Consider the following 13,761-nt stretch of genomic DNA (forward strand, 5'->3'; position numbering starts at 1 on the left):
TTTTACGTCATTACGAGCGTAGCGTTCCCCTAGGGTAGTAATCGCAAAGGCTTATTTTTCGTCATGAGTGCATAAGTCCTATTTTAAATTGCATAGTTACTCATGAGGATTGCCCTATGAACAATCAACTGTATGAACAAGATTTTAATCTTTGGCGAAAAAACATAATTGAGCAAATTAAAGAAAATCGTTTTAATGATATAGATTGGGAGCATTTGCTTTTAGAATTAGAAGACATGGGAAAAGCTGAGAAACGGTCATTCGTGAGTAATTTAACAATACTGATGGCTCATTTACTCAAATTAACCGTTCAAGCTGATGCTCCTGAAATGATGAAAGCAAGCTGGTATAGTTCTGTAACAGAACATCGCTTCCGAGTCAAAAAGGATCTCGCAGAAAATCCTTCATTTAAAACCTATATTGCTGAAGTTATGTCTCAAGCCTATGCCGATGCTCGCAAATTGGCAATCAAAGAAAGTAAAAACGCTAAATTAGGCGTGAGAAAACCTGCTCTAGAAGAATATCCTCTCGATTGTCCTTTTATTCTAGAAGAATTATTAGATGAAGATTTTTATGGAGGTATTTCCTAGAAACTAAGTTACTTAGGCTTTTTGGTTAACAAAAATACATCGTCATGTCGATTCGGTTATGAGGAATTCAGGGAACTATTGCAGAAATTCTGTTACAGCCTCAAAGTAACAGCCCTTCCCCCCTCTCACCCGCCCGCACAAACTAAACATTTGCCAAATTGGCATGAGATTGTTGCATTTTTATGATTACAATAACTAGTGATGCTAGATAATGGGAAAGCTTTGACTTTTACTTCCCAACCTAGTCCAGACAAATAGAATTAATACTTATGCGAACTCACTATTGCGGCGAACTCCGAAAAGAACATATTGGAGAAACAGTTACCTTGTACGGATGGGTAGACCGTTACCGTGATCATGGAGGCGTGACTTTTTTAGATTTACGCGATCGCTCTGGGCTAGTCCAAATCGTCAGCGACCCCCAACGTACACCAGATTCTTACGAACAGGCAAACACGCTGCGAAATGAATTCGTTGTAGAAATCCTCGGTCGGGTAACGCAACGCCCTGAAGAATCCCTCAATTCCCGCATCCCTACAGGGGAAGTAGAAATTTACGCTGATCAAATTACTTTACTCAACACGATCCGCAAGCAGTTACCCTTCCAAGTTGCCAGTGGGAATAATGATCCCGTGCGGGAAGACTTGCGGTTAAAATATCGGTATTTGGATTTACGGCGCGATCGCATGGCCCGTAACTTACAATTGCGTCATCAAGTTGTCAAAGCTGTCCGCCGTTATCTTGAAGATGTGGAAGGTTTCATCGAAGTCGAAACCCCCGTCCTCACTCGTTCCACCCCAGAAGGTGCTAGAGATTATATCTTACCAAGTCGCGTCAATGCTGGTGAATGGTTCGCTTTACCCCAATCACCGCAGTTATTCAAACAGTTACTGATGGTATCCGGCTTAGATAGATATTATCAGGTTGCCCGTTGTTTCCGCGATGAAGATCTCCGCGCCGACAGACAACCAGAATTTACCCAGTTAGACATGGAAATGAGTTTCATGTCCCAGGAAGAAATTATCGAACTCAATGAAAAATTAGTTGCTCATATCTTCAGAACAGTTAAAGACATTAACTTATACCATCCCTTCCCGCGTCTGACCTACGCTGAGGCGATGGAACGCTATGGCAGTGATAAACCAGATACCCGCTATGGTTTAGAATTAGTTAATGTTTCGGATCTACTCAAAGACTCTGGGTTCAAAGTTTTTCGTGAAGCTATTAACAATGGTGGGATCGTCAAAATCCTACCCATTCCCAACGGAAATGATGCCATATCTAATGTCCGCATCAAGCCAGGTGGCGACTTATTCCGAGAAGCCAGTGAAGCCGGTGCCAAAGGTTTAGCTTACATCCGCGTCCGAGAAAATGGTGAAATTGATACCATTGGCGCAATTAAAGACAACCTCACCGAAGAACAAAAACAAGAAATTTTGCGTCGCACCGGTGCAAAAGCAGGTCATTTGTTACTATTTGGTGCTGGTGATGCAGCTACTGTTAACAAAACTTTAGATAGACTGCGACAAGTTACTGCTAGGGAATTTAACTTAATTGATCCAGAGAAAATCAACTTACTGTGGATTACAGATTTCCCGATGTTTGAGTGGAATGCAGAGGAAAAACGGTTAGAAGCATTACACCACCCATTTACCGCACCCCATCCTGATGATTTAGACGACTTAAAAACCGCACGCGCCCAAGCTTACGACTTGATATTTAACGGCTTTGAAGTTGGCGGTGGTAGTCGGCGGATTTATCAGCGGGAAATTCAAGAACAGGTATTTGAAGCTATTGGCTTATCTCCCGAAGAAGCACAGAATAAATTTGGCTTTCTCTTAGAAGCATTTGAATATGGTACACCACCGCATGGTGGCATCGCCTACGGTTTAGATCGCTTGGTAATGTTACTCAGTGGGGAAGAATCGATTCGTGATGTCATTGCTTTTCCAAAGACACAGCAAGCACGCTGTTTGTTAACAGATGCACCTGCCGGCGTAGATGTCAAGCAGTTAAAAGAGTTGCACGTTGCTTCAACCTACAAGCCCAAGTCCTAGTATAGCATTTCCGAAATTTCTAGGCAAAACGTTTGTAGTAGCGCTTTAGCGGTAAATTTTATCGGTTATGTGAGGACAATGATCTTCCGGGGTAGAAGGACTTGCGCCCCGGAAGATCATCGTTCGACGCCGAAAACCCTGATTTTACCCTACAGTGAGGGGTGCGTCAGAAGTCAAAAATTTCTTGATAATCAGCTATTTCTAAAATCTGAGACGTGTAACTAATTGGAAAATATTTGCTGAAACCGAGTAAAACTTACTAACTCACGCTAGACTAGAAATAGTTGAGTTAATAAGGTTTTGATGCAACATGTCACTCCCAAGGAAGCCGCTAAAATCCTTGGTGTTCACGTCTCCAGTCTCCGCAGATGGGAAAACGAAGGCAAGCTTAGAGCAATCCGGACACCAGGTGGTCAAAGGCGATGACGCATGATTCTATCGTGCTTTCTGACTCGTGTCTGCGACAGGCTACGCGAACAGAATTGACGGATGCCATAGTTAATCACGTTTAGGCGTTTTGATTAGCTTAAAAGTTGCACACCCTACACGATATCTTGAGTGTGACACACAGCTTTAGTCCTACTCCCGAACCACTACAAGATTAACGTTCCCTACGGGACACTCCGCGTTCCGTAGGGAAATAATTTTGAGCTTCTGTTTCGCGGAGCGTCTGTCTACGATACGCTCCACGTAAAGCCTGCGGCATAGCTTCGCTTATGCGTAGCGTCCCGCAGGGAACGTAGGGAAGGCGCAAAGTAAGAAAAATTATAGATAATCAAAAACCGGGAAGGGAGTAGCCTATCCCCTATCGCCATCTCGGCAGTATTTTAAGTATAATTTCTTATTGACAAAATACTTGAGAACTGAATTAGACAAGAATAAGTGACGAGTACGATTTCTATAGTCTAAAAGTAAATACTGTTTTCAATCGGACTAACTTGTGATATGACTGCTGCTTACGTCTCATCCACATTGGAGCCTGTAATTTTAATCCTATTGACTGAAAAGCTTATATATCAATGGCTATATATCTCAGCTAGCTTTTCAAAACGCTCCATTTGTGAAGATGGACGTGGTTGAGGTGGGATAATTGCTGAAGGATGAGAGAAAAATATATCAACTTAACTACTTCCAAAAAAAAATCAGTTGGTGTATACTGAACGTAACAAAACAGTATAAAGACTTAGGCAATATGTCTTAGTGCATCATCCCTATTTATCAAAGAGGAGGAAAAATGCTTATTTCAGAAGCTTTGTGAGTGGTATTATAAGTCAAATACATAAATATAGTGGTTAATTAGGGCACAATAACCGCTGTAATCCATGATTCAGCCTCATGAGTGATAATATCACTGCAAGATGAAGCCTAGTCATAAATAAGTAAGTTAAACAAATTGAGTTTTTGGTTTTTTATTAACCATAGGTTAGCAAAAACTGAAATAAAGTCGGTGAACGAGTGTTCACACTGTTGTATGTTAAGGGTGTATCTAATAAATTTAATTAAATATAGCGGATTTAGGAGTTGGGCTTCGATGATATTTATCTCAGTCCCTCCAGCGTAACCTTCTTCATTGTCTGTTCTATGTCTGCCGATGAGTGAGGTCGAATTGCAGGATAAGTGTGAGAAAAAACGGAAACGTTCCCAACGACGGGGTATTTATTGTCCAATTCATGGATGCTACCTCGATAGTGTGAGTCAAAAGTACAGGTTATTTGCTGATACTGTTGGACAACTCCAACAAAGAGGTATCGGTAGGCAGAATGCACTAATTTTGATAGCGAGTAAGACCGCTGTTTCCCTAGACAATGAATGGCTCGAAGCATTTTGGTGTGACCAATGCCAAGAAACAAAGTGGTATCATGTGAAAAAATGCATTAGTAAAACTCCTGTGAAGGAGGCTTGCCGCTATGAACTGTCAGTACCATCGGCAGAAATTTGGCAACAAGCGACTGGGGTAATTCATCCCGACGGCAACCCTTGCGTTGGCGAGTTTACGCGCAGGAATGCACGGACACTTTGCTATAAAAGCAAGGATTTCTAATTAATTTTAACTTAACATTACGAACAAATACATACATCAAGCATTATGGAATCTAGACCAAACATTGAAGAAATAGATTTGCAAAAATACATACTCGTTCTGCAAAGACGTTGGATACATGCGGCAGGAGTTTGTGGGATTTTCGTTACCCTCGCATCCGTATTAGCATTCTCAGGCAGAGCCGCATACATGGCAACGGGAAGTATGCTGATTAAGACGGATACAACCAGTTCACTAACTGGTTTGGGTCAAGGTCTAGGACAAATCCAGTCTTTAACTTCTCTAAACAATCCGTTAGAGACTCAAGCCAGGATACTGCTATCTGTGCCAGTGATGAAGGAAGCGATTAAAGAACTTAACCTCAAAGATGACAAAGGACAGCCCATCCCAGTCGATGACTTGATTCAAAGTCTGAGATTAGAAGTTGCCAAAGGCACTGAAATTTTAGATGTTTCCTATGCTGACTATGATCCCGCTTTTGCTGCGAAAGTGGTCAACAAAATTATGGAAATTTATATCAAAAATAATATAGAAACGAATCGGGCAGTAGCAGTCTTAGCTCGCAAATTTATTGTCGAACAAATACCTGGAAGTGAAAAATCCGTAAGAGAAGCAGAGTCAGCCCTGCGTAAATTCAAAGAGCAAAATAAAATCATTTCTCTCGAACAAGAAGCAGTGATATCAGTCCAGCTGATTTCTCAGTTAGAACAGCAACTTTCTCAAGCCCAATCCAAACTAGCTGATGTCACCGCTCAGTCACAACAGTTACAAAGTGAGGCAAACATTGATCCGCGCCAAGCTGTGACCTTTGCGTCCTTGAGTCAAACACCAGGAATTCAGCAAGCGCTGGTGCAACTTCAGGAAGCCCAAACCCAACTAGCAGTACAGAAAAACACTTTGCAGCCATCCCATCCTACCATCATCAGCTTGGAAGCCAAAGTAGCTAGTCTCAAAAACTTGCTAGATGGACGGATACAGGAAATCGGTGCTAGCAATCAGCAAGTCTCTATGGGAAATTTACAGATTGGTCCACTGCGACAAAACCTCATTGGACAATTTGTTAGCACTGAAGCACAAAGGGTCGGTTTAGTCAAACAAATAACTACCCTATCTAATCAATGGTCTGCCTACAAACAAAGAGCAAATATTTTACCCAAGCTAGAACAAACCCAACGGGAGCTAGAGCGCCAGCTGAATGCATCTCAAAAAACTTACGAAGCCTTGTTGGCGAAACTGCAAGAGGTGCAGCTAGCAGAGAACCAAACTATTGGTAATGCTCGTGTTGTCTCCCCAGCCTTAGTCCCTGAGAAGCCATCTGGTGGAAGAAAACTATTGATTATCATCGGCGGTGCCGTTGTCGGTGGTATTGTTGGCATCATTGCTGCCTTTACTGTAGATTTAATAGACCGCTCCGTCAAGACTGTTCAAGAAGCTAAAGAATTGTTCCCATACACCTTGTTGGGAGTGATTCCCGCATTTAGTAAGAAGAGTTCTTTTCTGCCAGGGGTAGAACAACAGATTCCCAAAGTTATTGGTAGAGACATTCCCCAGTTTCCTGTTGGTGACGCCTACCAAATGCTGCAAGCCAACTTGAAGTTCCTCAGTTCAGACAAGAAGCCCAAAGCAATCGTAGTTACTAGTTCCATACCCAAAGAGGGTAAGTCTGAGGTGGCTGCAAATTTAGCTGTGAGTATGGCTCAGTTAGGACATCGGGTGCTATTGGTAGATGCTGACATGCGTCATCCTGTCCAGCATCATATCTGGTCACTGACGAATGTAGTCGGGCTATCGAATGTGATGGTTGATCAAGTGTCGCTTCATACAGCAATAGATGAAGTTATGCCCAACCTCTACGTTCTTCCGTCGGGAGTTGTGCCTCCAAACCCTGTGGCGCTGTTAGATTCCAAGCGGATGGCGTCATTGGTAACCTCATTTGCTGCGGATTATGATTACGTAATTTTCGATACTCCAGCCCTGTCAGGAATGGCGGATGCTTCCGTGTTAAGCAAGTTAGCTGACGGTGTTTTACTCGTAGTTCGTCCGGGAGTGCTTAACTATAGCAGCGCCAATGCGGCTAAGGACTATCTCAAACAATCTGGACAGCATGTGTTGGGTATGGTGATTAATGGTGTGAATGTCAAACAAGAGCCTGATAGTTACTTCTACTATTCTCAGCGAAATGCGCTGGAGTATGGTTCTGTGTCGCGCAATTCTCTAGTTCCCAAAGAAGTGGCTTCCAAGGTTACACGCAAAGGCGATGCTTCGAGATAAGCGGCTGCTCGAAATTGTGGAAACAATGCTGGAGTAGTTCGGCATAAAGTAGGGGCGCAAGGCCTTGCGCCCTAGTCGAGATAATAGTATACCTTGTCCAAAAAATTGGAATTGTATAAGTAAAGATTAGGACATGAAATTCCTTACATAGAATACATATCATATCACAGGATAATCCTAAAATTAAAATGAAAATTGAGAAGCATGTATTGCAGAAAATGGAAGGGTGCATCGTCGTAATATTACTTATTTACGCAATGGACTTGGAGGTAGCCCCTTTGAAAAATACCATTCTCAATTTAGGAGTGATAGTAATCGGTTCATTGTATTGGAAGCGGATTGCTTATTGTATAAGCAAGGACAAAACTTTAATCCTGTTAGTTGCATTGGCTTGTTTGTCTGTTTTTTGGTCTGGATACATAGGGGATACTTTTTCAAAACTTCAATCATTAGCTCGTTCAACTATATTTGGAGCTTATCTAGCGGCAAGATATACCATTAGAGATCAGATGCGTCTCCTATCTTGGTCTATTATAGTATCAAGTATTCTTAGTATACTTGTTTGTATATTAATTCCATCTTTTGGAATTGAATTTACAGAGGCTGGAGCAGTTTGGAAAGGTATTTTTTTTCACAAACAACTGCTAGGTCGGACGATGGCTCTTGGATGTTCACTTTTTATAGTTCAGATTTTCAATAAAGATAAGAAACGCTGGTTAAATTTATCTTTGGTTATCATACCACTTGCCCTTATCTTGCTATCCAATAGTAAGTCTAGCTTGATCCTCGTGTTACTCTCAATAGGAATATTGTCAATTTATAACATAGCAAAACAACAAAGCTTAGTTCGGGTAGTAATATCATTAACAATGATATTATTTAGTGCGTCGATAGCTTATATTATCATAGATAATTTAGAATTTATACTTGTAGATTTTCTAGGTAAAGGACTTGAACTTAATGGACGTGTACCGATTTGGACTTTAGCTTTAGAGAAAATTAAAGAACGATATTGGTTGGGATATGGATATTCGGCATTCTGGCAGTCTGATGCGGGTGCTTATGTTATTAATAATACTTGGCTTGGAAGACAGGAGGGTTCTGCTAGTATTACAGCATGGAATGCTCATAATGGTTATATAGAAATGCTTGTACAATTAGGTATTATAGGATTAGGATTAACCATAATACATATGTTATATCTTATCATCAAAACAACTAAATTACTCATATTAACTCTAACAATAGAAAGTTTGTGGATGCTCGAATTTTTAGGATTTATTATTATTAATAATATCAGTGGTACTATGACTTTTTTGTCGCCTAATATATTTTGGGTTATTCATGTAGCCGTAAGTATTTCATGCTATACAGAGTATAGTCGAATTCATAAAAATAAAAATCTAACCAAGTCTCATTTAATTTAATTTAAAATAGATAAATTTTATGGCATCAACAATACCGTACCGTGAAATTGATTACAAATTTGTTTGATTTATGAGTTAATAAAAGTCAAAAGTCACAAATTAATAAAACTCACAAAAATTATTATAGCCTCATGCTAGATAAATTCAAAATTAAAAAGTTATCGCTCTTAAAATATCGCACTAATATGGGTGCAATTATTACAAATACAAGTTGGCTTTTTGCTGACCGTATACTCCGTATGGTTATAAGTCTGATTGTGGGAGTTTGGGTTGCACGCTATCTCGGAGTGCAGCAATATGGTCTGTTTAACTATGCATATGCTTTTGTAGGACTATTTACCCCGATTGCTACTTTGGGATTAGACAATATAGTAATCCGCTATATAGTTCGTGACCCATCGGCTAAGGAAAAAATTCTAGGAACAACTTTTCGCCTGAAATTGGTCGGTGGAATTTTATCACTACTATTAGCAACTGGTAGCATCTTTTTGTTAACTGAGCATGAGCCACTAACTGTGTCGTTAGTAGTAATTTTCTCAGCAACATCTATTTTGCAAGCGTTTGATACAATTGACTTATGGTTTCAATCTCAAGTGCAGTCAAAGTATAGTGTGATTGCTAAAAATACAGCGTTTGTAGTCACTTCCTTACTAAAGATTTCTCTGATTACACTAAAAGCACCATTGCTAGCTTTTGCTTTTGCAACATTGGCAGAGTTTTGTCTAGGTGCATTAGGTTTGGTGATTGCTTACAAATTTAAAAAGAGTTCATTTTTTTCCTGGCGTTGGAGTTTTTCCCTTGCTAAGTCTCTACTGCATGAAAGTTTGCCACTAATATTCTCTGCTTTCGCAATGTTCGTTAATTTAAAAATAGACCAAGTAATGTTAGGTCAAATTCTCGGAGAAGAGGCAGTGGGAATTTACTCTGCTGCTTCCCGTATTTCAGAAGTTTGGTATTTTATTCCAGCAGCAATTATCTCTTCCTCCGCCCCAGCAATTTATGCAGCTAAAAAAGAAGGAAATGAAAATCTATACTATGGGCGGCTCAAAAAAATTATGCGTATATTAATGCTTATTTCAGTTATAATTAGCTTACCAATGACATTTTTATCAGTTACATTAATTACTACCCTATTCGGCAACGCTTATGCAGAATCAGGTACAATCTTATCAATTCACATATGGTCTTCATTTTTTATATTTTTCGGATACGCATCAGGCATATGGTTTGTCGCGGAAGAATTAACTCACATTGCTTTTATTAGACAACTGATTGGTGCAATTATCAATGTACTGTTAAACCTATTTCTGATTCCTCGTTACTCAGGAGTAGGTGCTGCAATTGCAACAATAATTTCTTATTCATTTTCCTCATTTTTAGCTAATGCTGCTCATCCGCTGACTAAAAAACTATTTATGGTGCAACTTAAATCTCTGATCATATTTGATTTTAAATCACACAAATTTTAACTATTACTAGAAAATTCAGTCGATCAAAGCAACTCAGCAACTCAGTACAGGTAAAATAAAATTTAGGAAAAAATCTTATGTCTAACTTAAAAATTGAGTCTTTCACATCAAACACTCTTTCCCACTATAGAACTCAACATAACTTCGAGCGAATAGGAGAGATTACTAGTGTAGATGACTTACGTGAATATTGTAGTTACGCAGAAGAAAACAAAGTAAATATTTATATAATTGGAAATGGCTCTAACACACTCTTTGTTAAAAGAAACATACAATCGTTGGTACTAAAAAATAAATTACCTAAATACATAACTCCTTTGCCTGACAATATACTAGAAGTATCTTCTTCGGTTTCAGTTATGGAGGTATTAAAGTACTGCTACCAAAATTCTCTGGATTCTTTTTATTATCTTGCGTCTGTACCGGCAACTATTGGGGGTGCATTAGCAATGAACGCTGGTCAAGGAAAGCACTTTGGTGGAGCTACAATATACGAATTTGTTGAAAGTATAACTTTTTTTGAAGATGGATGTATAAAAACACTTGAAAATAGTCAGATTACCCGTAATTATCGAGAAACGTTATTTACTGGCATACATTCAAAACTGATATTGAGCGCGATTTTCAAGTTTGAAAGAACAAAATTTAACGATAATCCTATAAATTCTAGAATAATGTGGGCAAAAGAATATCAAGATAATACAGCGCCTAATTGTGGCTCTGTATTCAAATTGGGTAATTTTAGAATACTCGGAAAGCTTAGAGGTCTCTCAATAGGTAAATCTATGTTTTCTAATAAAACTACTAATTGGATACGGAATCAATCAGAAAGTAGCTACTCAATAATTGTCCTAATTAAAATAGCGCAAATTTTGCATTTCGTAACTAGGCAAAAAATTGCTCTCGAAATAATTACAGTTGATTGAGAGGCTATTTATAAAGTAAATCTATTGTATATTGGTTTGATTGTGTGATAATATCATAGTGTTGAAGAGTGTGTTACATTTTTTAATCTAACCTACACTACGAAATTTAATGTTTTGGCGGTCAGTGGATATTGATAAATTTATTGATTTTTAACTACGAAATCCAGAAAACTATTGCTACTTATAATTTGGAGCATCCCAGTTTTTTTCCAAAAAAGCAGTCTGGTTACACAATTTGCAATTTATCTCAGAGTAATCACCGTTCCTTGTGCTTATCTTAATGGATTAATCTTTGCTAGCTAAATAAAAAGTCGGATGCTACCCTGATCATTTGGTACTTATCATTTCATTGTTGTTAGAAATTTTTTCAGCCAATTAATACATCAAAAAAGTTGCAAACAAAAGGTGTAATAAAAATATGTCTCTAAAAATCGGAATCATCACTTACCATTTTACAATTAACTATGGAGCCACATTGCAAGCTTATGCTTTATCTGATTTTCTAATGAAGCACGGATATGATGTGGAGTTTATTGATTACAGGCCTAAATCAGTTAGATTGGAAGACAGAAGATATTTATACCCTAAACGTTCTTGGTTAAATCCAATTCGGATTATAGAGGCTAGGAAAAAAAATCTAAATATGAATCTATTTGTGGAAAAAAACCTTAAACTTAGTCAAAAAAGATTTGATACTAGTGATAGCTTGAATGAATACAAACATTCATATGATGTTGTTATTTGTGGCAGTGATGAGATATGGAATATAAATAGCCCAAGAGGTTTGGATACTCCTTATTTTCTAGATTTTCTATCTGGTAAAGATGCCCGTAAAGTGAGTTATGCAGCCAGTTTTGGCTCTACGATAAATCTGGGGCTACATAAAGAAAAAATATATGATTTTCTTAGTGATTTTCATGTTATTTCAGTAAGAGATAATAATAGCTTATCGCTAATTAATCAGGAAAATTTTAATATTACAAAAGTTGTTGATCCAACACTTTTAGGAAATTATGAAGATATTATAAAGCCGCCCAATATTAAGCATAAATACATTCTCGTTTATGGCTTACTAGACCAAAAAGAAGCCCAATATGTAAAAATATTAGCAGATCAAGAAGGATTAGATATTATTTCCATAGGTTCACGACAAAGAAAATATTTAACACCATTCCTTAAGCTGAATATATTTGATATTGCACCAGAATCTTGGCTAGGTTATTTTTATAATGCATCTTTTGTCGCCACAAAATTTTTTCATGGTGTATTATTTTCACTTATATTTAATAAGCAATTTATTGTTTTTAGTCATCCTCAAAAAACAGTTAAGGTGAAAGATATACTAAATCCTTTAGGTTTAGAAAGTAGATTATTAGACTTAAGTGAAATAAGTAATTCACCAATCACCTCTAATGATTATGATTTACTATCTCCCTTATTAACAGAGGAACAAAAAATAAGTTTGAATCAACAAATTCAAATATCAAAAGATTATTTATTGCGTAACGCTCTAAAATAAAGGTACTTTATAAGATAAACTTTATCCAGTTTGCACATGGGATATAATTGGTTAAAATTGCCATCATATTTTTCAGATTCAATTATTCATCAATAACTAACTAATATAATGAAGGTTTTACTGATTAACAGTTCTGACATTCAAGGTGGTGCAGCTCGGGCTGCCTATCGCTTACACCAAGGATTACAGTATATAGGTCTAAACTCACAGATGCTGGTGCATGAAAAATCTATTGATGACAAAACAGTGTTTGCACCCAAGACAAGGCTGTCTCAAGGCATAGCACGAGCAAAGATAATGGTTGATGCTTTGCCATTAAAATTTTATCGTCAGCGTAGTAAAGCCACATATTCTCTTCAGTGGTTACCAGACACAATTCTTCCCAAAGTGAATCAGATTAATCCTGATATCATCAGTCTGCACTGGATTAATGCAGGATTTATGCAGATAGAAACAATTTCCAAGCTCAAGCGTCCTTTGGTTTGGACACTGCATGACATGTGGGCATTTACCGGGGGGTGTCATTACACTGGGGATTGTGAACGATACTTAAAATCATGTGGTGGCTGTCCTCAGCTTGGTAGTAGTAAAAATTGGGACCTATCTAGTTGGATATGGCAGCGTAAAGCTAAGGCGTGGAGGAATTTGAATCTGACAATTGTTACCCCTAGCACTTGGTTGGCCAATTGTGCTAAATCCAGTTCTCTGTTTAAAGATTTGCAAATAGAAGTAATTCCCAATGGGCTTGATACTCAAACTTATAGACCTATCAATAAACGTGTCGCACGAGAACTGCTGAATTTACCCCAGGATAAACAACTCATTTTATTCGGAGCGGTACGGTCAACTAGTGATACGCGAAAGGGATTTCATTTATTAAAACCAGCCCTCGAAGATCTCAGTAAATCAGGTTGGAAAGATAGGTTAGAGGTAGCCATTTTCGGCGCAGCTGAAAATCAACCTGATTTTGGTTTAAAAGTTCACTATCTGGGACACATTAATGATGATCTTCCGTTGGCAATTATTTACTCAGCAGCTGATGTGATGCTCGTGCCATCAATTCAAGAAGCTTTTGGACAGACTGCCTCTGAGTCTTTGGCTTGTGGCACTCCAGTGGTAGCGTTTAATGCTACTGGTTTAAAAGATATTGTTGACCATCAGATAAATGGTTATTTAGCTCAACCTTTCAAAGTTGAAGACTTGGCGCAAGGAATTGCTTGGGTACTAGAAAATCCAGATAGGCATGAAAAGCTATCCTACCACGCTCGTCAGAAGGCAGAGCAAGAATTTACACAAGAAATTCAAGCGCGTCGATATTTGTCGGTGTTTAATAACATGAAAAATATGGCGAAATAGTTCATGACGATAATGGATATTCCCAATAGGAATTACTTGGTCATGCGCTAGGGAATATTATCGAACTATGAAAAGTCAAAACGAGAATAAATTCATTACATTACG

General features: G+C 38.3%; 10 protein-coding genes. All 10 read left to right on the forward strand.

The features are described 5' to 3' along the window. The first annotated feature begins 116 nt into the window (after positions 1 to 116). Positions 117 to 590, forward strand: a complete 474-nt coding sequence (locus HEQ19_28835; GenBank protein WYM02893.1) for a DUF29 domain-containing protein — start codon at positions 117 to 119, stop codon at positions 588 to 590. A gap of 269 nt (positions 591 to 859) precedes the next feature. Then, positions 860 to 2,647, forward strand: coding sequence for an aspartate--tRNA ligase (gene aspS / locus HEQ19_28840; protein ID WYM02894.1), 1,788 nt, complete (start codon positions 860 to 862; stop codon positions 2,645 to 2,647). A gap of 303 nt (positions 2,648 to 2,950) precedes the next feature. Then, entirely contained in the window at positions 2,951 to 3,073 is a 123-nt protein-coding gene (locus HEQ19_28845; protein ID WZI67049.1) for a helix-turn-helix domain-containing protein, read from the forward strand. 1,180 nt (positions 3,074 to 4,253) lie between these two features. After that, positions 4,254 to 4,688, forward strand: coding sequence for a hypothetical protein (locus tag HEQ19_28850; GenBank protein ID WYM03680.1), 435 nt, complete (start codon positions 4,254 to 4,256; stop codon positions 4,686 to 4,688). A gap of 45 nt (positions 4,689 to 4,733) precedes the next feature. Next, positions 4,734 to 6,959 (forward strand): polysaccharide biosynthesis tyrosine autokinase, encoded by a 2,226-nt coding sequence (locus tag HEQ19_28855; protein WYM02895.1) that lies wholly within the window; start codon positions 4,734 to 4,736, stop codon positions 6,957 to 6,959. 278 nt (positions 6,960 to 7,237) lie between these two features. Further along, the gene (locus HEQ19_28860) at positions 7,238 to 8,386 is read left to right on the forward strand and encodes an O-antigen ligase family protein (GenBank protein WYM02896.1); all 1,149 of its coding nucleotides are present in this window, start codon (positions 7,238 to 7,240) and stop codon (positions 8,384 to 8,386) included. Positions 8,387 to 8,517: 131 nt separating this feature from the next. After that, positions 8,518 to 9,855, forward strand: coding sequence for a flippase (locus HEQ19_28865; protein ID WYM02897.1), 1,338 nt, complete (start codon positions 8,518 to 8,520; stop codon positions 9,853 to 9,855). A gap of 77 nt (positions 9,856 to 9,932) precedes the next feature. Then, a complete protein-coding gene (locus HEQ19_28870) occupies positions 9,933 to 10,781 on the forward strand; it encodes an FAD-binding protein (GenBank protein ID WYM02898.1) in 849 nt (282 codons plus the stop codon). A 418-nt stretch (positions 10,782 to 11,199) separates the two neighbouring features. Beyond that, on the forward strand, positions 11,200 to 12,300 hold the full coding sequence (locus HEQ19_28875) for a polysaccharide pyruvyl transferase family protein (GenBank protein ID WYM02899.1): 1,101 nt from the start codon (positions 11,200 to 11,202) through the stop codon (positions 12,298 to 12,300). A 108-nt stretch (positions 12,301 to 12,408) separates the two neighbouring features. Then, on the forward strand, positions 12,409 to 13,656 hold the full coding sequence (locus HEQ19_28880; protein ID WYM02900.1) for a glycosyltransferase family 4 protein: 1,248 nt from the start codon (positions 12,409 to 12,411) through the stop codon (positions 13,654 to 13,656). Positions 13,657 to 13,761 lie beyond the last annotated feature (105 nt).

It is taken from the genome of Gloeotrichia echinulata CP02, from assembly GCA_038087035.1.
In the GTDB taxonomy this organism is placed as follows: Bacteria; Cyanobacteriota; Cyanobacteriia; order Cyanobacteriales; family Nostocaceae; genus Gloeotrichia; species Gloeotrichia echinulata.